Source organism: Bradyrhizobium sp. 179 (assembly GCF_023073535.1).
Taxonomy (GTDB): Bacteria; Pseudomonadota; Alphaproteobacteria; order Rhizobiales; family Xanthobacteraceae; genus Bradyrhizobium.
Map to the genome: position 1 here is coordinate 166,013 of NZ_JADPJR010000116.1, position 21,642 is coordinate 187,654.

The 21,642-nt window shown below is 64.1% G+C and carries 18 protein-coding genes and 1 pseudogene; 12 read left to right on the forward strand and 7 right to left on the reverse strand.

Annotation, left to right across the window (positions count from 1 at the left end):
- Nucleotides 1-121: 121 nt before the first annotated feature.
- Entirely contained in the window at nt 122-778 is a 657-nt protein-coding gene (gene msrA, locus IVB12_RS27535; RefSeq protein WP_247303778.1) for a peptide-methionine (S)-S-oxide reductase MsrA, read from the reverse strand.
- A 125-nt stretch (nt 779-903) separates the two neighbouring features.
- A complete protein-coding gene (locus tag IVB12_RS27540) occupies nt 904-1,221 on the reverse strand; it encodes a hypothetical protein (RefSeq protein ID WP_008540289.1) in 318 nt (105 codons plus the stop codon).
- Nucleotides 1,222-1,622: 401 nt separating this feature from the next.
- Here IVB12_RS27540 and rpsT point away from each other — a divergent pair, with 401 nt between their 5' ends.
- From rpsT to IVB12_RS27585, 10 genes are all read left to right on the forward strand, one after another.
- The gene (gene rpsT, locus IVB12_RS27545; protein ID WP_247303779.1) at nt 1,623-1,889 is read left to right on the forward strand and encodes a 30S ribosomal protein S20; all 267 of its coding nucleotides are present in this window, start codon (nt 1,623-1,625) and stop codon (nt 1,887-1,889) included.
- Between the two features lie 1,244 nt (nt 1,890-3,133).
- Nucleotides 3,134-4,543 carry a chromosomal replication initiator protein DnaA gene (gene dnaA, locus IVB12_RS27550; RefSeq protein WP_247282031.1) on the forward strand — a complete coding sequence of 470 codons (1,410 nt, stop codon included), beginning with the start codon at nt 3,134-3,136 and terminating at the stop codon, nt 4,541-4,543.
- A gap of 247 nt (nt 4,544-4,790) precedes the next feature.
- Entirely contained in the window at nt 4,791-5,909 is a 1,119-nt protein-coding gene (dnaN, locus tag IVB12_RS27555) for a DNA polymerase III subunit beta (protein ID WP_247303780.1), read from the forward strand.
- Between the two features lie 124 nt (nt 5,910-6,033).
- A complete protein-coding gene (locus IVB12_RS27560) occupies nt 6,034-6,399 on the forward strand; it encodes a DUF559 domain-containing protein (protein ID WP_247303781.1) in 366 nt (121 codons plus the stop codon).
- A gap of 89 nt (nt 6,400-6,488) precedes the next feature.
- Nucleotides 6,489-7,637 carry a DNA replication/repair protein RecF gene (gene recF, locus IVB12_RS27565; RefSeq protein ID WP_247303782.1) on the forward strand — a complete coding sequence of 383 codons (1,149 nt, stop codon included), beginning with the start codon at nt 6,489-6,491 and terminating at the stop codon, nt 7,635-7,637.
- 219 nt (nt 7,638-7,856) lie between these two features.
- Entirely contained in the window at nt 7,857-10,292 is a 2,436-nt protein-coding gene (gene gyrB, locus IVB12_RS27570) for a DNA topoisomerase (ATP-hydrolyzing) subunit B (protein WP_247303784.1), read from the forward strand.
- A 123-nt stretch (nt 10,293-10,415) separates the two neighbouring features.
- Nucleotides 10,416-10,538: a hypothetical protein gene (locus IVB12_RS38210; RefSeq protein WP_256466489.1), complete on the forward strand. Its 123-nt coding sequence runs from the start codon at nt 10,416-10,418 to the stop codon at nt 10,536-10,538.
- 119 nt (nt 10,539-10,657) lie between these two features.
- Nucleotides 10,658-11,953, forward strand: a complete 1,296-nt coding sequence (murA, locus tag IVB12_RS27575; RefSeq protein ID WP_247303785.1) for a UDP-N-acetylglucosamine 1-carboxyvinyltransferase — start codon at nt 10,658-10,660, stop codon at nt 11,951-11,953.
- A gap of 207 nt (nt 11,954-12,160) precedes the next feature.
- Nucleotides 12,161-13,552, forward strand: a complete 1,392-nt coding sequence (locus IVB12_RS27580) for an MATE family efflux transporter (RefSeq protein WP_247303787.1) — start codon at nt 12,161-12,163, stop codon at nt 13,550-13,552.
- A complete protein-coding gene (locus IVB12_RS27585; protein ID WP_247303790.1) occupies nt 13,549-14,037 on the forward strand; it encodes a DUF2867 domain-containing protein in 489 nt (162 codons plus the stop codon). Before IVB12_RS27580 ends, IVB12_RS27585 begins: the two co-directional genes overlap by 4 nt.
- Nucleotides 14,038-14,049: 12 nt before the next feature.
- Here the strand turns inward: IVB12_RS27585 and IVB12_RS27590 are convergent, their stop codons facing one another.
- Together IVB12_RS27590 and IVB12_RS27595 are read right to left on the reverse strand one after the other, a co-directional pair.
- On the reverse strand, nt 14,050-14,640 hold the full coding sequence (locus IVB12_RS27590) for a protocatechuate 3,4-dioxygenase (protein ID WP_247303792.1): 591 nt from the start codon (nt 14,638-14,640) through the stop codon (nt 14,050-14,052).
- 5 nt (nt 14,641-14,645) lie between these two features.
- Entirely contained in the window at nt 14,646-15,635 is a 990-nt protein-coding gene (locus IVB12_RS27595) for a tripartite tricarboxylate transporter substrate-binding protein (protein WP_247303794.1), read from the reverse strand.
- Between the two features lie 116 nt (nt 15,636-15,751).
- On the opposite strand from IVB12_RS27595, the gene IVB12_RS27600 reads away from it, so the two are divergent.
- Nucleotides 15,752-16,693, forward strand: coding sequence for a LysR family transcriptional regulator (locus IVB12_RS27600; protein WP_247303797.1), 942 nt, complete (start codon nt 15,752-15,754; stop codon nt 16,691-16,693).
- Nucleotides 16,694-16,727: 34 nt separating this feature from the next.
- Here the strand turns inward: IVB12_RS27600 and IVB12_RS27605 are convergent, their stop codons facing one another.
- Both IVB12_RS27605 and IVB12_RS27610 read right to left on the reverse strand, forming a co-directional pair.
- Nucleotides 16,728-17,126, reverse strand: coding sequence for a VOC family protein (locus IVB12_RS27605; protein ID WP_247303799.1), 399 nt, complete (start codon nt 17,124-17,126; stop codon nt 16,728-16,730).
- A 101-nt stretch (nt 17,127-17,227) separates the two neighbouring features.
- Nucleotides 17,228-18,343 (reverse strand): FUSC family protein, encoded by a 1,116-nt coding sequence (locus IVB12_RS27610; protein ID WP_247303801.1) that lies wholly within the window; start codon nt 18,341-18,343, stop codon nt 17,228-17,230.
- A 122-nt stretch (nt 18,344-18,465) separates the two neighbouring features.
- Between IVB12_RS27610 and IVB12_RS27615 the strand changes: the two genes are divergently transcribed.
- Nucleotides 18,466-19,836, forward strand: a complete 1,371-nt coding sequence (locus tag IVB12_RS27615) for an MmgE/PrpD family protein (protein ID WP_247303803.1) — start codon at nt 18,466-18,468, stop codon at nt 19,834-19,836.
- Nucleotides 19,837-20,038: 202 nt separating this feature from the next.
- On the opposite strand, the pseudogene IVB12_RS27620 reads toward IVB12_RS27615, so the two are convergent.
- Nucleotides 20,039-21,462, reverse strand: a pseudogene (locus IVB12_RS27620) (serine hydrolase).
- Between the last annotated feature and the right edge of the window lie 180 nt (nt 21,463-21,642).

The following is a 21,642-nucleotide window of genomic DNA, read 5'->3' on the forward strand; positions in this document are numbered from 1 at the left end:
GAGGAGACCGCGAAGCGGTCGTCTCGAAGGACGAGGCGTGCGCTCCGGCATTGCCGGAAGTATACGCGATTGCTCTACCCTCCAAGGGAGGATAAGCGCAGCACGGTTCGACCACTTACAATTACGCGCCCACACCGACTCCAATCGGGCAGGACACGCCGGTGCCCCCTAAGCCGCAATAGCCGGCGGGGTTCTTCGCCAGATATTGCTGATGGTAGTCCTCGGCGAAATAGAATGCGCCGGCGGGCGCGATCTCGGTGGTGATGTCGCCGAGACCCTTTGCGGTAAGCGCCTTCTGATAGAGCGCTCTCGATTCATCGGCGGCCTTCTTCTGCGCGTCACTGAAGGTGTAGATCGCGCTGCGGTACTGCGTGCCGACATCGTTGCCTTGGCGCATGCCCTGCGTGGGATTGTGGCTCTCCCAGAACGTCTTCAAGAGCCTGTCGTAGGAGATCTTGTTGGGATCGAACACGACCAGCACCACTTCAGTGTGGGCGGTGCGGCCCGAACAGACCTCTTCATAAGTCGGGTTCGGCGTGTGACCGCCGGCATAGCCGACGGCAGTCACATGGACGCCATCGCCGAGCTCCCAGAACTTGCGCTCGGCGCCCCAGAAGCAGCCGAGGCCGAATACCGCCTGCTCGAGACCGGCGGGATAAGGCGGCTGCAGCTTCGCACCGTTGACGAAATGGGTGGTCGCAGTCGGGATGGCTTGCGCACGGCCCGGCAGCGCCTCAGTTGCGCTCGGCAATGCGGTGGTCTTGCGCATGAACAGCATGGTTGGGTCTCCGCAACGAGCCGACCGGTCCATGAGACAGGCGCTCAGGCGGCGAGCTCGCGATCAGTGGGGAATATAAGCATCTACGCAGCGAGAGGTAGCTCTGTTACGCCCCCCGCGCGCGCTCAATCCCGGGAATAGCCGATCAGCGGTTTCCGGGGGCGGAACAGGATCATCAGCAGGATGCCGAGAACGCCGAGGACGGCGAACACCGGCTGATCCAGCACCAGGCGGATCACCGAGGTCCAGAGCCAGGGCGCCTTGGCCTCGACCCAGGTCCGGAACGCGGTCTGGCTGGCCTGATTGATGTCGTTCCAGAACTGCCCGAACCGGGTGAACTTGAGGGTCTGGTCGGCCACCCAGCGGGCGCCGTCATAGACCATGAAAATGAACCCGCCGGCGAGCAGCAACAGCCCAATAAGTCGAAAAAAGCCGCGGATCATGCCTCACCTACGATGCTCGTCCGAGCGGACGGCGTTGCAGAACGTCGCCAGCCAATAGCCGGGCGACGGCAGAAATTCAACCTGTTCAGGGCCTTACGGCCGGCCTCCAGCCCGTTCGCGGCCGCTTTTCCAACTCCGAAAGCGTTGACGGTGCCGAAGACCCTCTCTATAAGGGCGCTAACTGGCGGTGGGCGCAATCCTGCCGCCGCTGTTCTTTGAGCAGTTGCAGGCACCTTGAGCTTAAGACTCTTTGGAGCCTCAGAGACGGCCGCAAGGCCGTCGCTCATGTTCCGGGAACGGCCCAGCAACCGAACACCCTAAATCCGAGCGTCGATTAAGCGGTCAAGCAGCCGGCGCTACCCGACCAAGACGCGACCGGTACCGCAAAGGACATTGAGACCATGGCCAATACCACTTCCGCCAAGAAAGCGACGCGCAAGATCGCCCGCCGCACCGCCGTCAACAAGTCGCGCCGCACTCAGATGCGCGGCGCCGTGCGCACCGTTGAGGAAGCCATCAACACCGGCGATCGCGCCGCTGCCGTGAAGGCGCTGGCGAATGCCGAGCCGGCCTTGATGCGTGCCGCCCAGCGCAACATCATTCACAAGAACAACGCCAGCCGCAAAGTCTCGCGCCTCACCGCGCAGATCGCCAAGCTCGCCAAGTAATCGCGCGGCGTAATCTGATCGGCCGACCCGATCAGCACGTCAAACAAAGCCCGGCCTCGCGCCGGGCTTTTTCGTTGGCTTCATATTCACGCAAGCAGTGACGCCATTGCTCGATCTTCGCATTGGAAGATCTGGATCGTCTGCGCTATTCTTCGTCCCGTAATTCTACCTGCAGATGTTCTGCAACAGCGGAAACTTTCACCGCGTTGCAAAAACGCCTGCGCTGCCGGCCCGAATTGAATCCGCGAGCGACGAAAGTTCTACACACCGTAGATTCACAGGAACGCACGTCGGCGTGGAGTTACCCTGCAAAACGAGACTCAAAAAACGATGTCTCGCTAATCACTTATCGACATAGTGATCGCAAGCGTTTGGAAAAATCGCCGGCACGTCAGGGGCGTGACGAATTTGTTAAAAAAAATTGGCAGTGGCGGAGAATTTGTCACATGAGGCGCGGCGTTCTCGATTCTGTGCACGAATCCAAAAACTTGCTTCGGAGCCTGTGAACAACTCGGGCGCGCCATTAACGCAGATCAAGTTTTTTGATGCCTCAAGTGTGAATCAATTCGATTGCGAGTCTTTCCGCTTAGTGTATTCCTTAAGTCGTCAGCGGCGCCCACGATCTTGAGACCAGCGCGGTTTAGGAAACGGGGCGAGCGTGCAAATCGGCGGCGATGGGCACGTAGGCGACGCTTCAACAAGCGATGTCGGTGCAAAACCCATAGCAATATGGGAATGGTAGTTTTTTGTCTGAATGTCTCCAAGCGGGATCTTCCCGCCTCGCGCCAAGCGCTCACGAGAGACATCGCAAGGCTACCCCGGCTCGCAAGGCGGCGACGTCGAGCGGACGACGAGTATAGACGGGCAGGGCATCCGCGACTGGGGCTTTCAGGTGCGGCTGTCTTTCACACGCAGGACCTTGTCGTGAGCAATCACGGCGGGACGGGGAGGTATCATGTCCTACGGATTCAACGCGGTATTGACACAGTGTCCATCTTGCGGCGATGCCGTCTCCGATCCGTCATACGGCCAGCCTCCCACGTGTGAGAGCGCGCAGAGTACGCGCTGACCTCGCGACCCCCTTCATCTCTGACATCGCTGATCGGACGCGGCGTTCTCGCCGGACGGTCGAGCCATGCCTGACGATGGACTCGCTTGAGGTCGTGCCATTCCAGGGATTCCGGCAGGAACCCTGCATGGCGCTCACAACGCAACCTTATCTCTCAAGAGAAGTTTTTCAGACGATGACAATGGAACAGGATCGCTGGTCACGCGTGAAGGGTCGGCTGCGCTCGAGCGTTGGCGAAGACGTTTACACGAGCTGGTTTGCACGCATGGATCTGGAAGGCGTGCAGGACGAGAGCGTGCGGCTCTCGGTCCCGACTCGCTTCCTGAAGAGCTGGATTCAGGCCCATTACGCCGAGCGCGTGCTGTCGTGCTGGCAGGCCGAGATGCCGGAAGTGCATCGCATCGATCTCACGGTCCGCTCGGCGGTGCGCCCGCTGGCGCAGCCGAAGGAGGCGCCCGCCCCGGTCGAGGCGCGCCGCACGCCGGCGCCGGAGCTGCGCTCGACCGCGACCGCGCCGGTCTCGGCCAATCATGACGCGCTCGGCGGCTCGCCGCTCGATCCGCGCCTGACCTTCGCGAGCTTCGTCGTCGGCCGCTCCAACACGCTGGCGCATGCAGCCGCTCGCCAGGTCGCCGAAGGACGCCGCGGCGACCCCGTTATGTTCAACCCACTCTACATCCATGCCGGCGTCGGCCTCGGCAAGACGCATCTCCTGCAGGCGGTGACCTGGGCCGGCAATTCCGGCAACGAGCGTAAGGTGCTGTATCTCACTGCGGAGAAATTCATGTACGGCTTCGTCGCCGCGCTGAAGACGCAGACGGCGCTGGCCTTCAAGGAAGCGCTGCGCGGCATCGACGTGCTCGTCATCGACGATCTCCAGTTCCTGCAAGGCAAGTCGACCCAGGCCGAGTTCTGCCACACGCTGAACGCGCTGATCGACGCCGGCCGCCAAGTCGTGATCGCGGCCGACCGTCCGCCGTCCGACCTCGAGAGCCTGGACGATCGCGTCCGCTCGCGGCTCGCCGGCGGCCTCGTGGTCGAGATGGGCTCGCTCGGCGAGGAGCTGCGGCACGGCATTCTCAAGTCGCGTGTCGCGGCGGCCCGCGCCCACCATGCAACTTTCGAGGTGCCCGAGGAGGTGCTGCACTATCTGGCGCGCACCATCACACACAACGGCCGCGACCTCGAAGGCGCGATCAACCGTCTGCTGGCGCATTCGAAACTCAACAACCGGCCGGTGACGTTGGAAATGGCCGAGCACGAGGTGCGCGACCTGGTCCGGCCGCAGGAGCCCAAGCGCATCAAGATCGAGGACATCCAGCGCGTGGTGGCGCGGCAGTATAACGTGAGCCGCTCCGATCTCTTGTCCTCGCGTCGCACCGCCAACGTGGTCCGCCCGCGCCAGGTGGCGATGTATCTCGCCAAGACGCTCACCCTGCGCTCGCTGCCCGAGATCGGCCGCCGCTTCGGCGGACGCGATCACACCACGGTGCTGCATGCGGTGCGCAAGATCGAGGCGCTGGTTTCCAAGGACACCGCGCTGTCCGAGGAAGTGGAATCGCTGAAGCGCCAGCTTCAGGAATAAACGCCTAGAGCTCCCGCCATGCTCCCGCCGCCCCGGCCAGGCCTGGGCGGCGGCCTTCGTTCTGGGCGGTAAATCGTGGGGGAACTGCCTCCGATCCCTTGAATCCGGAGGCCATCCGCGCCACCTTGCGCGACCCTGACAGCTTTGGTCATATCGGCAGGATGATCCGGCTTTTTGGGGTCTTCGGTGCCGTGGCGCGCGTCCCGCCGCCCGGCCTTCTCATCTTGGGGATCGGGCGAGTAGTGCAATGAAGGTTACGGTTGAACGCGCGCAACTCCTGAAGTCGCTGGGCCATGTCCATCGCGTGGTCGAGCGCCGCAACACGATCCCGATCCTCGGCAACGTGCTGGTTCGCGCCGAGAGCGCGAAATTGTCGCTGAAGGCGACCGACCTCGACCTCGAGGTGACCGAGACGCTGCCGGCGGAGACCGCAACCGCGGGCTCCACCACCGTGCCGGCGCACATGTTCTACGACATCGTGCGCAAGCTGCCGGACGGCTCGCAGATCGTGCTGGAGGCCGACGGCGACCGTGCGGTGCTGGCGATCCGCGCCGGCCGCTCGCGCTTCACGCTGCAGACCCTGCCGGAGAACGACTTTCCGGATCTCGCCGCCGGCGACATGTCGCACTCGTTCTCGCTCGCCGCCAAGGACGTCAAGCGGCTGATCGACCGCACCCAGTTCGCGATCTCGACGGAAGAGACGCGCTACTATCTCAACGGCATCTATCTGCATGCGGCCGGCACGCCTAAGGCCGCGACCCTGCGCGGCGTCGCCACCGACGGCCATCGCCTCGCCCAGCTCGACCTGGTTCAGCCCAAGGGTGCCGAGGGCATGCCCGGCGTGATCGTGCCGCGCAAGACCGTCGGCGAGGTGCAGCGCCTGATCGAGGACACCGAGGCGGAGATGACGATCGAGCTGTCACAGGCCAAGATCCGCTTCACCATCGGCAACGTGGTGCTGACCTCGAAGCTGATCGACGGCACCTTCCCCGACTACGGCCGCGTCATCCCGCAAGGCAACGACAAGGAGCTCGTCGTCGACAAGAAGGATTTTGAGAACGCGGTCGACCGTGTCTCGACGATTTCGAGCGAGCGCGGGCGAGCGGTAAAACTTTCGCTGTCGGCGGGCAAGCTGGTGCTGTCGGTGACCAATCCGGATTCCGGCAGCGCGACCGAGGAGCTGGAGGTCGAATACGCCTCCGATGCCCTCGATATCGGCTTCAACTCCCGCTACCTGCTCGATATCGCCGCCCAGATCGAAGGCGACGTCGCAACGCTCCGGCTCGCCGACCCCGGCTCGCCCACCCTGGTGCAAGACCGCGACGACAAGAGCGCGCTGTACGTGCTGATGCCGATGCGGGTGTGAGGGAGGTGGCTCTCGGCCCCGAAATCCTTCGTGAGCCAGGCGCGACGCGCATTATTGCGCCCTCTCCCCTTGTGGGAGAGGGCAGCTCCGCTGGCAGATATACATTCGGTCGGGTGAGGGGTTAGTGCCGCAAGAGCCGTCCCATCGGCCGGTCCCCAAACATCTCCGCGCGTTTGCGAAGAATATGCGGCGCGAGCCGACCGATGCGGAAGGCGCGATGTGGCGGCTGCTCAGGGAGCGACGCCTGTCGGACTTCAAGTTTCGCCGGCAAGTCCCGTTCAAGAATTACATTCTCGACTTCGTCTGCTTCGAGAAGCGTCTTGTGATCGAGATCGACGGAAGCCAGCACGTTGAATCGCAACGCGATGCAGCTCGTGAAGCCGCGCTCTCCGCGGAAGGTTTCTCTATAGCGCGCTATTGGAATAATGACGTGCTACAGCAGCCCGCCTCTGTATTGGAGGACATCCTTGCAAAGCTTGCCGGGCGGTAACATACCCCTCACCCGTCGCCTCACTACGTGAGGCGCCACCCTCTCCCACAAGGGGAGAGGGGAAGAATCCCGTTCACGACGAAGAACTGATGACCCCCTCCCGCATTCATCGCCTGACGCTGACGCATTTTCGCAATTACCGGGCGGCGGGGCTCGAGACGGCGGCTGACATGGTGGCGCTGGTCGGGCCGAACGGGGCGGGCAAGACCAATTGCATCGAGGCGATCTCGTTCCTGTCGCCGGGGCGCGGCCTGCGCCGGGCGAGGCTGGAAGATGTCGCCGACAACCAGGGCGACGGCTCCTGGGCGGTGTCGGCGCAGGTCGAGGGCGCGCTCGGGCTCGCCACGCTCGGCACCGGCATCGATGCGCCGCGGCCCGACAGCTCCGTGAGCCGGCGCTGCCGTATCGACCGCGAGCCGGTCAATTCCGCCGCTTCGTTCGGCGACCACATCCGCATGGTGTGGCTGACGCCGGCGATGGACAGCCTGTTCATGGGCGCGGCCTCCGAGCGACGGCGCTTCTTCGACCGCCTGGTGCTCGCCATCGACCGCGACCATTCCAGCCGTATCGCGGCGCTGGAGCGTTCCTTGCGTTCGCGCAACCGCCTGCTCGAGACGCGCAATTACGACGACCATTGGTGTGACGCGATCGAGCGCGAGACCGCCGAGCTTGCGGTCGCGGTCGCCGCAATGCGCGGACAGACCGCGGCACGGCTGACCGGCATGCTCAATGCGCGCGCGCAGGCCTCCGCCTTCCCGTCGGCGCACATCGCGCTCGACGGCTGGATGGAGAACGCGCTGCTTAGCGAGACCGCGACGTCGGTCGAGGACCGCTACCGCCAGATCCTGCGCGATAACCGTCCGCGCGATGCCATCGCCGGCCGCACCACCGACGGCCCGCATCTCACCGACCTCCAGGTGGTCTATGCGCCCAAGAGCATGCCGGCGCGCGACGCCTCGACCGGCGAGCAGAAAGCACTGCTGATCGGTCTCGTGCTGGCGCATGCGAGTCTGGTTGCCGAGATGACTGGCATCGCGCCGCTGCTGCTGCTCGACGAAGTCGTCGCGCATCTCGATCCGAACCGGCGCGCGGCGCTGTTCGAGGAGCTGAAAAAGCTCGGCGCGCAGGTCTGGCTGACCGGCGCGGACCCCGCTGCCTTCGCCGAGATCGGCGCCAGCGGCGAAGTCTTTGACGTCGAAAACGGACGAGTCTCTGCCCGAAGCCAAAAGCGGCATTGAACGCCCTTCCGGGCCCGTAAACGCCTCCCCGAATCGCGCTTTTTTTGAGGCTTGGAATCGGCTCTCACGAGCCTTGAAAATCGGTCGAAAAACCCTATCTGCTCAAAGGGTTGCGACAGCATACTTTGCGCTAGGCGCAAACCCTCTTTCATGGCACAAATAGCCCGCAAATCAGCGCCTTTTGCGCCGCTGATTCGGGCGACATCTCGAAGGCCTCTCATGACAGAACCTGCTCGGCAGTCCGCTGCCGAAAACGAGCTCTCCAACGCGAGCGATTACGGCGCGGAATCGATCCGCGTGCTCAAGGGTCTCGACGCCGTCCGCAAGCGCCCGGGCATGTATATCGGCGACACCGACGACGGCTCGGGCCTGCACCACATGGTCTACGAGGTCGTCGACAACGCGATCGACGAGGCACTCGCGGGCCACGCGACGCGCGTCGACGTCATCCTCAATGCCGATAATTCCGTCACGGTGCGCGACGACGGCCGCGGCATTCCGGTTGACATCCACAAGGGCGAAGGCATCTCGGCGGCCGAGGTCATCATGACCCAGCTCCATGCCGGCGGAAAGTTCGACCAGAATTCCTACAAGGTCTCCGGCGGCCTGCACGGCGTCGGCGTCTCCGTCGTCAACGCGCTGTCCAGCAAGCTGGGCTTGCGGATCTGGCGCGACAACAAGGAGCACTACATCGAGTTCGCCCATGGCGATGCCGTCGCACCGCTCAAGGTCGTCGGCGATGCCCCAGGCAAGCGCGGCACCGAGGTGACGTTCCTCGCCTCGACCGAGACGTTCAAGAACATCGAATATGATTTCGCCACGCTCGAGCACCGGCTGCGCGAGCTCGCCTTCCTCAATTCCGGCGTCAACATCGCCCTCTCCGACATGCGCCACGCGGTCGAGAAGCGCGAGGAGATGCACTATTCCGGCGGCGTCGAGGAGTTCGTCAAATATCTCGACCGCAACAAGAAGGCGATCGTGCCGGCGCCGATCATGGTGCGCGCGGAAGCCAACGGCATCGGCGTCGAGGCCGCGCTGTGGTGGAACGACAGCTACCACGAGAATGTGCTGTGCTTCACCAACAACATCCCGCAGCGTGACGGCGGCACCCATCTGGCCGGTTTCCGCGGCGCGCTGACGCGCCAGGTCAACGGCTATGCCGAGGCCAACGCCAAGAAGGAAAAGATCGCGCTGACCGGGGACGATTGCCGCGAAGGCCTCACCGCCGTGCTATCGGTGAAGGTGCCCGACCCGAAATTCTCGTCTCAGACCAAGGACAAGCTGGTGTCCTCGGAGGTGCGTCCCGTGGTCGAGAACATCCTCAACGAGGCGCTCCAGGCCTGGTTCGAGGAGCACCCGAGCGAAGCCAAGGTGATCGTCGGCAAGGTGATCCAGGCGGCCGCGGCCCGCGAGGCTGCGCGAAAGGCGCGCGAGCTGACCCGCAAGAGCCCGCTGTCGGTCTCCTCGCTGCCCGGCAAGCTCGCCGACTGCCAGGAAAAGGACCCGGCCAAATCCGAACTCTTCATCGTCGAGGGTGACTCGGCAGGCGGCAGCGCCAAGCAGGGCCGCAACCGCGAATTCCAGGCGGTGCTGCCGCTGCGCGGCAAGATCCTCAACGTCGAGCGCGTCCGTCCCGATAAGATGCTGTCGTCGGAGCAGATCGGCACGCTGATCACCGCGCTGGGCACCGGCGTCAGCGACGAGTTCTCGATCGAGAAGCTGCGCTATCACAAGATCATCGTGATGACGGACGCCGACGTCGACGGCGCCCACATCCGCACGCTGCTGCTCACCTTTTTCTATCGGCAGATGCGCGACATCATTGACGGCGGCTATCTCTACATCGCCCAGCCGCCGCTCTATAAGGTCTCCAGAGGCAAGTCCGAGCAATATCTGAAGGACGAACGCGCGCTGGAGGATTATCTGATCGACACCGGCCTCGATGATTGCGTCTTCGTTCCCGGAACCGGCGGCGACCGTACGGGCCGCGACCTGCGCTCGCTGGTCGACGACGCCCGCGTGGTCCGCAGCATTTTGCGCAACCTGCACAGCCGCTACAACCGCAAGGTCATCGAGCAGGCCGCCATTACCGGCGTGCTGAACAAGGCGATCTACGGCGATCCCGAGAAGGCCGCGGCTGCGGCGCAATACATTGCGGGCCGGCTGGACAACCAGGCCGAGGAGGTCGAGCGCGGCTGGGTCGGGCAATATGTCGAGGGCCAGGGCTTTCAGTTCGAGCGCACGGTGCGCGGCGTCAAGGAAGCCGCTGTGATCGACGACGCCTTCCTGGGGTCCGCCGAGGCCCGCAAGCTCGACGAGTACACGGTAAAGCTTCAAGATGTTTATGCCCGCCCAGGCAAGCTGCGGCGCAGAGATGTCGAGCACATGGTCTACGGTCCGGTCGATCTGTTCGAGGCCGTCACCGACGCCGGCCGCAAGGGCATCACGCTCCAGCGCTACAAAGGCCTCGGCGAGATGAACCCGGAACAGCTCTGGGAAACGACGCTGAACACCGACGGGCGCTCGCTGCTCCAGGTGAAGGTCAAGGAGGTCGACGAGGCCGACGACATCTTCACCAAGCTGATGGGCGACGTGGTCGAGCCGCGCCGCGACTTTATCCAGGAACATTCGCTCAGCGCGACGATCGATATCTGAGGCGTGCTGCGCTTTGGCGCTCGGTGCGGGCACACCTCTCCTTGGCGCTCGGTGCGGGCACACCTCTCCCCGGCGGAAAGGTGAACCTGCCCACCTGCCATCGCGACGAAGTGGCATGAACCGTTGGCCGGTGCGGCCATTCTCGGCACCGGCGCCATTGCGATCGAGATCTCCTTCGTCATGATCGGTGCGCTGATCCTGATCGCAATTCTCTATCTGGTCGGCAATATCATCGGCCTGCTTTGAGCCTTTCGGGGGCTGACGGACGGACGTCAGCGGCAGCAAGCGCAATTGCTCCCGCACTCAATTCTCTGTAGTTTCCGGCTCGAAAACCGCCCCCCACCAACAAGACAGCGAGACCCCATTTGGCGCCCATCCAATACATCGTCGAGGGCGGTCACCGGCTCTCGGGCTCGATCGAGCCGTCCGGGAACAAGAACTCGGCGCTGCCGATCATCGCGGCCGCGCTGCTCACCGAGCAACCGGTGACGCTTCAGAACGTGCCGCGGATCCGCGACACCGAGACACTGGTCGAGCTGGTCCGCTCGGTCGGTGCCGCGGCGGAGTGGACCGAGCGGAATACGCTGCACATCCACGCCAAGAGCATCCGTGCCGCCGATCTCGACCCGGAGCTGTGCGTGCGCATCCGCGCCTCGATCCTGCTCGCAGGTCCTCTGCTCGCCCGCTGCGGCGAAGTGATGCTGCCGCCGCCCGGCGGCGACGTCATCGGCCGGCGCCGGCTCGACACCCATGTGCTGGCGCTGCAACAGCTCGGTGCCAAGGTGACCGCAACCGACCGGCTCGAATTCCGCGCGCCAAAGCTCGCCGGTGCGGACGTATTTTTGGATGAGCCGAGCGTCACCGCGACCGAGAACGCGCTGGTCGCGGCGGTCTCCGCCGACGGCGTCACCTATTTGCGTAATGCCGCGTCCGAGCCGCATGTGCAGGACCTCGCCAACTTCCTGGTCGCGCTCGGCGCGAAGATCGAGGGCATTGGCACCAATACCATGATCGTGCACGGTCAGGCCACGCTGGGCGGTGCGACCTACAGGATCCAGCCCGACCATATCGAGGTCGGCTCGCTCATCGGGCTTGCGGCGGTGACGCGTTCATCCTTACGCATCACCCGTGCCGGCGTCGAGCATCTGCGCTCGATCCGCATGGGGTTTGAGCGGCTCGGCATCCTCTGCCGCGTCGAGGGCGACGACCTCATCGTGCCCTCGAACCAGACGCTGAAGATCCAGGACGATTTCGGCGGCCACGTGCCCAAGCTGGAGGACCAGCCCTGGCCGGCCTTCCCGGCCGATCTAATGTCGATCGCGATCGTCACCGCCACGCAATGCGAGGGCGTGATCCTGATGTTCGAGAAGATGTTCGAATCGCGGATGTTCTTCGTCGACAAGCTGATCGCGATGGGCGCGCGCATCGTTCTGTGCGATCCGCACCGCGCCATCATCGCCGGTCCTAGCCGTCTGCGCGGCGCATCGATGATCTCGCCCGACATCCGCGCCGGCATGGCCATGCTGCTCGCGGCCGTCTGCGCAGAGGGCACCTCCACCATCAACAACGCCGACCAGATCGAGCGCGGCTACGAGCGCATCGAGGAACGCCTGAACGCGCTCGGCGCCAAGATCAAGCGCGTGCCGGAGAGGAAGGGGTGATTTTTTCTTCCCTTCTCCCCTTGTGGGAGAAGGTGGCGCGAAGCGCCGGATGAGGGGTTCTATCGGTGAACTAAACTCTGATTTGAATTCGCGGAGAGAGACCCCTCACCCGTCTTGCCGCTATCGCGGCGAGCCACCCTCTCCCACAAGTGGAGAGGGGAAAAACGCAGGCCATGTTTTCGACGTGTGGCTGTGCTAAGGACGGCCATGCTCGACACCGTCCATCATTCGCAGCCGCAAGCCGGCGTGCCGTCAAATCATCTCGCCGTGGAATTCGCCGAGACGTTGCGGTTGGCTGTTCCGCTGATGCTGACCCAGCTCGGGCAGATCGCGATGATCACGACCGATCTGGCGATGATCGGCCGGCTCGGCGAGGACGCGGTGGCCGCGGCGGCGCTGGCGCATACGGTCTATTTCGTCAGCTTCACCTTCGGGCTCGGATTGATGTCGGCGGTGTCGCCGCTCGCCGCGCAGGCGTTTGGCGCCGGCGACGTCAGGCTGATACGCCGCTCCTTGCGCGTTGGGCTGTGGGTCGCGCTGCTGATCTCGCTGCCGATGATGGCCTCGCCGCTTTATGGCGAGCACATCCTGCTCGCGCTCGGGCAAGCGCCGGATTCGGCCGCGCTGGCGCAGCGCTACCTCAACGGATTGGCCTGGGGCATTGCGCCGGCGCTCGGCTTCATCGCGCTGCGCAGCATGATGAGCGCGGTGAACCGGCCGCAGGCGCCGCTGTGGATCACGCTCGCCGCGATTCCCGCCAATGCCGCGCTGGTCTACGTCCTGATCCACGGTCTGTTCGGCCTGCCAAAGCTCGGGCTGTTCGGCGCGGGGCTTGCGACCACGCTGGTCAATCTCGGCACCTTCCTCGCCGCGCTCGCCATTGCCGCATGGCGAAAACCGTTCGCAGACTATCACCCGCTCGCCCGACTGTGGCGGATCGACTGGCCCTTGATGCGCCAGCTCATCGCGATCGGCGCGCCGATCTCGTTCGCGCTGCTGATGGAATACGGCCTGTTCTCCTCGGCGGCGCTGCTGATGGGACTGATCTCGACCACCGCGCTCGCCGCGCATCAGATCGCGCTCCAGGTCACCGCCGTGCTGTTCATGGTGCCGCTCGGCATCGGCATGGCCGCCACCGTGCGGGTCGGCCACGCCTTCGGTCGCCACGACCCGCTCGCGGTGAACCGCGCAGGGCTGGTCGCGGCCGTGCTCGGAATCGTCCTGATCTCCGCGCTGACGGTCGCCATCATCCTCGGCCGCTACCAGCTCGGACGGCTGTTCTTCGGCAGCAGCGAGACAAGCGCGGCAACCGTCGAGCTGACGGCGACACTGCTGGTGGTCGGCGCGACCTTCTTCATCGCCGACGGCCTCCAGACCATCATGGGCGGCGCGCTGCGCGGCATCAACGACACCCGGATGACGCTGCTGTTCGCGGTGATCGGCTATTGGTGCGTCGCCTTCCCGATCGCCTGGCTGCTGGCTTTCAACGCCGCCCTTGGCGCAGTCGGCGTCTGGATCGGGTTCTCGGTCGGGACCTTCGTCTATGCCGGTCTCCTGATCTTGCGCTTCCGCACGCTGACGCGCAGATTGGCGGGATGATCGGGACAGTCCGCGAAGTCACCCCCAATGTCGATGCCGGCACGCTGCTGTCAGGCGCGCAGTTCGTCGACGCGTTTCGCGTCGAGATCGGCGCTGCGACCGTGAATGCCCGTGAGGCCTGCATCCGGATGGTGCTGCACGGGCCGCGCTGGATCGGTGTGCTGATTCGCCTGCGCAACATCCTGGTGACGCCGTTCGGGCTGAAAACATCGGGCGAAGGCGCTCCGGCGCCGGGCGGGATGATCGGCCTGTTTCCAGTGCGGAGCGAAACACCGGAGCGGCTGATCGCGGGCTTTGACGATTCTCACTTGAACTTCCGCATCGTCGTCGACGTCAGCGGCGATGCCGCAAGCCGGCACGTAACATTGACCACACTGGTGCAGACGCACAATCGATTCGGCCGGACCTATCTCACCCTCATCAAGCCATTCCACAAGCTCGTGGCGCGCAGCATGATGGGATGCATCGTGGAGCCGGCTCGATGAGGGGATAAGGGTTTACCCTCGCGAAAGCACGATATCGAACCTGAACACGCGATGACGACTTTGATCCTGCGAAGAAACGGACGCGATCAGCAGATCAGGACGGAGTGCGGCATTGAGCAGCCGGTCACTCGCGTTCAAGAGCTCGTCGGGGAAATACATTTGAGTGATGAGCCGTTCAAATTGCCCGTGAACTTCAAAATGAATGTGCGGCGGACGCTTCCAGTCCGGACCTGCGGGATAGGCACCCGGTTTCACTGTCTTGATGCGATAGCTTCCATCCGCGCCCGACCGAACGTCGGCATTGCCGACGAAATTCGGATCCAGCGGGGCTGGGTTGGTGTCGTCAGGATGGGTATAGCGGCCAAAGGTGTTGGCTTGCCAGATCGTCACGCTCGCGCCGGAGACAGGCTCACCCTCGCGATTGAGGATGCGGCCGGCCACTTCGATGATTTCCCCTTGCGCGATCCCGTTCGCTCCTTCGATTGCGGTCAGGTCGCAGCGTTCGACATGACGGCGTCCAAGCGGGAAGTATGGACCTAATATCTGGTCCGGCGTTCGGTGCCTCGCGATGCGATTGGCGGGCAAGTCCGGCGGCGTGGTCATGAGCTTCAATCCTCCGGTGAAAACCCGGAAGTCTGGACAATGGGTCCCCAGCGCTCGAAATCCAACCTGATCAGCTGCGCAAAATCCTCCGGCGTGAGGGCCATCGCATCGACGGCGAGTTTAGCCAGGCCCGTCCGAAACGCCTCAGTATTGACTGCCATGCGGATAGCGCCGTTGAGGCGGCTCACGGTCTCGGGCGGAGTGCTCGCCGGGACAAATACGCCGAACCATTCGGTCGCTTCCAGACCAGGATATCCGGCTTCCCGAACCGTCGGCAGATCGGGAAGCAGGGGTGATCGCTGAAGCCCCGTTGTGGCTAGCGCCCGAATAGCGCCGGATTGCACGTGCGGCAACGCCGTACCGATAGGATAGATCGTCGCGGCAATGCGGCCTCCTATGAGGTCCTGAATACCGGCTGGTCCGGCATAAGGCAGATGCACAAATTGAAAATCGCCTGCCTTGGCCAGGCTCACGCCGGTAAAATGCAGCATCGAACCCGCTGCAGCCGTGCCATAAGTCGCCAAATTCGGATTGGTCCTGCACCACCGGACGAAATCCGCAAGCGACCTCACGTCGGAGGGCACCAATGGTCCTGCGGTGATCAAGAAGGGAAATGAGCAAACCGTACTGACCGGAGCGAAGTCCTTGAAGGCGTCGTAGGAGAGCTTCTTGTAGACATGGGGAAATACTGTGATGGCGGACGCCGGTGTCAGGATCATCGACGTGCCGTCGGCCGGACCGGTCTTGAGAGCGCCAAGCGCGACACGACCGCCCGCGCCGTTGCGATTGTCGACGATGAATGAAGCTGGATAATCCTTCATTCCGCCGGCAAGCATACGCGCGATCACGTCGATGGCGCCGCCCGCGCCAAATCCGACCAGCAAACGTGCCACATTGTGGCTGGTTTGCGCCCGCGCTGAAAACGGTAAGCCCGCAAACACCGAAGCAAGAGCACTACCGCAGGCCAGCGATATGGCCGTCCGTCGCGTCGTCATCGGGACCTCCGTCGACCTCGTGTCGTGTACCCGCCCACTCTGGTCGATGAGCCCCTTATCTGGTAGGCTAAATCTCACGACATCCCTGTAACCTCTCGGTTAAGGCCTTGCCTCGCATGCACCACCGGCCCGACCGCGTCGCCAGCCTGATCAAATTGCGTGACCTCCGCATCTTGATGGCGATCGCCGACAGCGGCAGCATGGCAAAAGCAGCGGCCAAACTCGGGATCTCGCACCCGGCGATCTCAAAGACGGTATCGGATCTCGAAGGTACCCTCGGCGTCCGATTGCTGGACCGCGGATCGCAAGGGACCGAGCTGACACCGCATGGCGAAGTTCTGCTTCGATGCGGCATCAATATATTCGATGAGATGCAGCAGGGTCTCCGTTCCCTGGAATATCTATCCGATCCGACTATCGGCCAGGTCAGATTGGGGTGCACCGACATCATCCTGAACAGCCTGGTGCCGCCGATCGTCCGGAGATTTTCGAAGCAATATCCCGGCGTGCAATTGGAGGTGAACCTCGCAAATCCCGGAGAGCATCAGATCCAACAGTTGCGCGAGCGTAGGATAGATCTGCTGATTACGAGGGCGACAGGAGTGCGGGAAGGCTTCCATTCCGAGGCTCTTTTCGAAGAGCCTTTTGTCTTTGTCGTGGGCGCAAACAGCGGATTCGCGCAAAACCGGCGGACGACCCTCAAGGACATCATGACATCGAATTGGGTTCTGCCCTCCTATGACAGCGCGCCGGGCGCGCTCGTCGCAGCGGTCTTTCAGGCGAATGGGCTTGCACCGCCGAAGCCGCTGGTGATGACGATAGCCATTCAGCTGACGGTGTCGCTAATCGCCAGCGGTGACTTTGTTGGAATTCTTCCGAAATCCGTCGCGGCACTAAGTGCACATCGAGCTGCCCTGAGAATTTTGCCGATGAAAGACACGGGGCCGCGAATTTCGGCGGAAATCGTGGTCTTGAAAGGCCGGACGCTCAGCCCGGCCGTCAGCGCATTTGTACGCTGCGCACGAGATGTCACGACGTCGCTTGTTGGAAAGACTTGAGCGCGTCGTTATGCGATGCAATCGTCCGTCGAGTTCACGTCGGCTGACCGATACCCAGGAGGTTACCTTCGCTGTCGCGAAACCACGCACCCCGCTCTCCTATTCCTTTGCTGGGATAATTCCCGGCAATCTCCGCGATCCCATCAACCGTCTTCAGGCCGGGCAGATCGTACTCCTCGAATTCGACCCCGCGCGTGCGAAGCTCGCGTACCGTTGCCTCGATGTTCTCGACTTCCCAGCCCATCTGTGTGTGTGTGCCGGATTGCATTCCGGCTGAGATGAATATCGCAAACTCGCCTCCCGCGCAGACATAGCGCAGCCCGCCCACACGCTCTTCAACCGGCTCGAGCCCGAGTTTCTCGGAGTAGAACGCCCGCGCGCGGTTTAGGTCTTTGGCCGGAAGCCGGGTTGCTACCTTTGCGTTCCCTAACATGCTCTCTCCTTCCTTTTTCTTCCTGTCCTGCAAGCATGGTTCGTAGCTGAACGTATTCGCTTTTGCTGCCGGAGGCCCACGCTACGAGGACATACCCTAACTCATTCCGCCAACCGCGCCGGCTTGTCGGCCGCAGCCTCCGACCATTCGCCGACAACGCGGTCGAGATCGCAAAGGTTCTGGTGCATCTGCTCCAGCGAGAACCCGAGCGCGAAGAAGCGCTCGGCGGTATCGCTGGGCTGGCCGCGGATCAGGCCGTCGTGGCGAACGGCGGCGACGGCCTCCGCGTAGTGCTGGAGCGCGACGTGGACGGGATGGATCGGCGGCGCACCGGCGCCCTCGCGCAAGGCGGCGGCGGCCGAGCGCAGGAAACGCGCGATCACCGTCGAGACCTCCATCAGCGGGGCGGCGAGCCGCATCTGCACTTCGGCCGGCAGCGGCACCACGGTGGCGCGGCCGATCATCACGACGTCATGCCGTAACCGCAGGATGGTTCGCAGCAAGGGACCGGTGTCCGGCCCGCTCGACAGACGCGCGGCGCGCTCGCGCTCGGCTTCGGCGCCAATGGCGTTGAGGCTGACCATGGCAGCGCCGATGCCGTCCTGGATCCGGTGCAGGGCATCGTTGTCGCGCCCGCGCGTGAGGCCCGCGAGCAGCTCGGTAAAGGCATCGGCGATCAGCTCGAGCAGTTTTGCTGCGCTGGCGCGGATCTGCCGCACCGCGCGCGACGGCAGCACCAGGAACGAAACGAGCAGCCCCGTGATGGCGCCGACCGCGACCTCGCTGACGCGATCGATCGCCGAGGTCATGGGATCGGAGTGATGCATGGTCGGAACCAGAAGCACGATCACGGCCGTGACCGTCGCGGCGCTGAGGCTCGGATTGATCGCGGCGATGAAGGCGAGCGGGGCGACCGAGAGCACCAGAAGCCCCAACAGGCCCGCTTCGCTGGAGTACGGGATCAGGATCGCGATGGCGCCGCCATAGATGGCGCCGCCGATGGTACCGAGCATGTAGTCGCGCGTCGCCTTCAGCGAGCGGCCGACGCTCATCTGCGTCACGATCAGTGAGGTTAGCACTGCCCAGAGCGGCAAGAGCAGATGCAGCGCGGTGGCGATGGCATAGGCCGCGACCGCCGCCACGGTGACCCGGATCGCCAGCCCCAATTGCGTCCGTCGTGACCGGATCCGGTCGAACAGCTCTCTTGCGCGTGTCATCGTCAACGTCCCGGTCCAATCCTCTTGAGCCAGGCAAAAGCATGGCTGATGCCCGCCCCCGCATGGCCGCTTGAAAGGCGAAATCAGCCCGCCTAACTTGCCGGCCAAAACGAGGAAACACGATGGCCCACGAAACCGCAACGCTCGCCGCCTATATCTTCAATCTGAAATACCAGGATATTCCGGCGGAGGTGCTGGATCGCGCCAAAGTGCTGACGCTGGACTTCCTCGGCAGCGCCATCCGCGCCCGCAGCGAGGCGGAATCGACCCCGTCGATGCTGAAGACGCTAGAAGCCCTCGCGCTCGACACCAAGGGCGAGGCCACCGTATTCGGCGACAGCAAGACCTGGACGCCGGCGGTGGCGGCCCTGCTCAACGGCGCGTTAGGACATTCGCTCGATTTCGACGACACCCACGCCGATTCCTCGCTGCATCCGAGCGCTCCGGTGGTGCCGGCCGCCTTCGCGGTCGGCGAGATGGTTGGCGCGTCGGGCCGCGACGTGCTGACGGCGATCGTCGCGGGCTATGAGGTCTGCTGCCGGCTCGGCAATGCGCTCGATCCGACCTCGCATTATGCGCGCGGCTTTCATCCGACTGCGACCGCCGGCACCTATGGTGCGGCCGCGGCCGCCGCAAAACTGTTCGGCCTCTCCGAGCAACAGATCATCGCCGCCTTCGGCGTCTCCGGCAGCCAGGCCGCCGGATCGCTGCAATTCCTGGTCAACGGCGCCTGGAACAAGCGCTACCAGGTCGGCGCTGCCGCAATGAACGGGGTTATCGCCGCGACACTGGCGCGCAACGATTTCGTCGGCGCGACGGAATCGGTCGAGGGCAAGCACGGCCTGCTCGCCGGCTACACTGACGACGCGCATCCGGACAAGGCGGTCGCCGCGCTCGGCAAGAGCTACGAGACCATGAAGATCGGCGTCAAACCCTATCCGAGCTGCCGCTACACCCATGCCGCGATCGACGCGCTGATCGCGATGCGGCGCGAGCACAATCTGACGCCGGACCAGGTCAAGCGCGTCGAGATCGGCCTGCATCGCAACGGCATCACGCTGACCGGCGATGCCGCAACCAAGCGGCATCCGACCTCGATCGTCGGCGGTCAGTTCTCGATGTTCTTCACCGGCGCGCTCGCGCTGGACCAGGGCTCATTTGGTTGGGACGATTACAGCCGCCTGGGCGATGCCGCCATCGACGCGCTCGCCGACAAGTTCGACGTCGTGCAGGACGACCGGCTCGAAATCGGCCGCACCCATCCGTTCGGCGCCCGCGTCAGCATCACGACGGACGATGGCGTGCATGAGCGGCTCTATGCCGACCCGTCGGGCGAACCGAATTCGTTTCCGGACACGCAGGCGATGCAGCAGAAGTTTTTGACGCTGGCGCGGCCCGTGCTGAACGCGCGGGCGCAGAAGTTTGCGGATGCGATCATGACGCTGGAGCGGTTCGACCGCGTGGCGAAGGCCACGGAGCTGGGAAGGTCGTAAGCTCTCGCACACGAACGCTGCACCCTACTTCCCTTACGGGAGAGGGTGGCTCGCCGCGATAGCGGCGAGACGGGTGAGGGGTCTGCTTCCGCAAACTCTTCAGCAGTTGAACTCGCCGATGCAGACCCCTCATCCGGCGCTTCGCGCCACCTTCTCCCACAAGGGGAGAAGGAAGAAAAGGCGGCACTTCGCTCTGCTTTCATCAATTCATCCCGGTTACCTTCCCCTTCTCGCGCGTTGCTTCCACGACGTCGCGCACGAGATCGAACACGCCGTCCGCTTCAGGCGGCCAGTTCGGCGAACGTCCCAGCCGCACGATCACCAGCCGCTCCGAGGGGATCACGATGGTGTACTGTCCCATCGTACCCTTGGCGAAGAAGGCATCGCGCGGCCAGCCGCGCGCGATGCGAAACTTCGCGCCAAAACTGTCGCCCAGGTTGGTCCAGAAGCCGGCGCCGATGCCGACCCAGGCCTTCGGCGTGGGCGAGGACGAATAGCTCACCCAGCCCTCGGGCAGGATGCGCTTGCCGCCGGCGATGCCGTCATTGAGATAGAGCTGGCCGAAGTGCGCCCAATCCCGCGCCGATGCCAGCATCTCGCTCGAGCCCTCGATCGTGCCGGCACCGTCGAGCTGGAGCGTGACATGGCGCATGCCGAGCGGGGCGAACAATTCGCGGCGCGCGAAGCGCAGTGCATCTGCGGGAGTTCCACCGGCCGCATTGCGGATCAGATGCGAGAGCATGATGGTGTTGCCGTCGTGATAATTCCACGCCGCGCCCGGCGTGGTTGCCAGCGGCATGCTGGCGGCATAGGCCGCCATGTCGGCTTCGACGAACTTCATGCGGTTGACCGGCTCGAACGCGGAGCCGAGCGAGATCTGCAACGAACTGCCGAGCGCGAGCCCTGCGGTGTGGCGCAGCAATTGATCGACGCTGATGGCATGGCGCGGATCATCCGGATCGTTCCAGGCGACGACCGGCGCAGGCACGTCGAGCTTCAGCTTGCCCTGGCGCACCAGTACGCCCGTGAGCGCCGATATCACCGATTTGGTCATGGAGAAGCCGAGCAGCGGCGTCTCCGGTCCGATACCGTCGGCGTAACGCTCGGCGATGACGCGGCCCGCCTTCACCACGACGACTGCGCGGGTGCGGCGATAGGGCGGCTGCACCGGCTCGGCAAAGGCGCGGTCGAGCGCGGCAGCAAGCTCGGGACTTTGCGGCGGCACGATCGCGGGGCCGGCGATCTCTGAAAGCAGCGCGGGCTGCCTGTCGTCCGGCGGCGGTATGACTTCGGCAAGCGGCTCGCCATGCGCGAGCGTGCAGCCGAGCCGCTCGCGATAGACGGCATGGCTGCGGCCGAGCCAAACAGTGTCACCGTAACGTCCTTGCGCACGCGATCGATCCGGTAGTCCATCGCCCAGCTGATCAGGCCGGTCCCGGGCATCGCATCGTTGGTTTCGGTGAAGGTGCGCCGCGGATCGAGACCGGAGACGAAGGTCTCCGAACACAGGATGCCGGCGACAAAGCCGGTGGCAACCTTCGGCACGTCGCCGGCGCGCGCGACACCGAGCGCGAGGCCGGCACAGGCGATGGCGGTGAGGAGGACGATCTTGCGGCGACGGGTCACGGGCTGTCTCCGGCTTTGGGGCGTGTGCCGGAGACGAAGCAGGAGGCGTGGGAGGACTGCTCGCCGGATTTGGAAAACGGCCTCGCCGGAATTGCGCATGGCCTGGCCGATTTTGAAATAAGTGAGCTATTTCAGAACTATAGGGAATGCCGCGGCAACGGCGCTCAGTCCCCTCGCGCT

Bases quoted from the DNA above. Each gene is read 5' to 3' on its own strand.
- IVB12_RS27595 (WP_247303794.1), bottom strand. From the start codon at position 15,635: ATGACGACGCGACGGACGGCCATATCGCTGGCCTGCGGTAGTGCTCTT.
- IVB12_RS27605 (WP_247303799.1), bottom strand. From the start codon at position 17,126: ATGTTAGGGAACGCAAAGGTAGCAACCCGGCTTCCGGCCAAAGACCTA.
- IVB12_RS27580 (WP_247303787.1), top strand. From the start codon at position 12,161: ATGCTCGACACCGTCCATCATTCGCAGCCGCAAGCCGGCGTGCCGTCA.
- gyrB (WP_247303784.1), top strand. From the start codon at position 7,857: ATGACAGAACCTGCTCGGCAGTCCGCTGCCGAAAACGAGCTCTCCAAC.
- rpsT (WP_247303779.1), top strand. From the start codon at position 1,623: ATGGCCAATACCACTTCCGCCAAGAAAGCGACGCGCAAGATCGCCCGC.
- dnaA (WP_247282031.1), top strand. From the start codon at position 3,134: ATGACAATGGAACAGGATCGCTGGTCACGCGTGAAGGGTCGGCTGCGC.
- IVB12_RS27590 (WP_247303792.1), bottom strand. From the start codon at position 14,640: ATGACCACGCCGCCGGACTTGCCCGCCAATCGCATCGCGAGGCACCGA.
- IVB12_RS27600 (WP_247303797.1), top strand. From the start codon at position 15,752: ATGCACCACCGGCCCGACCGCGTCGCCAGCCTGATCAAATTGCGTGAC.
- IVB12_RS27540 (WP_008540289.1), bottom strand. From the start codon at position 1,221: ATGATCCGCGGCTTTTTTCGACTTATTGGGCTGTTGCTGCTCGCCGGC.
- IVB12_RS27615 (WP_247303803.1), top strand. From the start codon at position 18,466: ATGGCCCACGAAACCGCAACGCTCGCCGCCTATATCTTCAATCTGAAA.
- recF (WP_247303782.1), top strand. From the start codon at position 6,489: ATGACCCCCTCCCGCATTCATCGCCTGACGCTGACGCATTTTCGCAAT.
- msrA (WP_247303778.1), bottom strand. From the start codon at position 778: ATGCTGTTCATGCGCAAGACCACCGCATTGCCGAGCGCAACTGAGGCG.
- IVB12_RS27610 (WP_247303801.1), bottom strand. From the start codon at position 18,343: ATGACACGCGCAAGAGAGCTGTTCGACCGGATCCGGTCACGACGGACG.
- dnaN (WP_247303780.1), top strand. From the start codon at position 4,791: ATGAAGGTTACGGTTGAACGCGCGCAACTCCTGAAGTCGCTGGGCCAT.
- IVB12_RS27585 (WP_247303790.1), top strand. From the start codon at position 13,549: ATGATCGGGACAGTCCGCGAAGTCACCCCCAATGTCGATGCCGGCACG.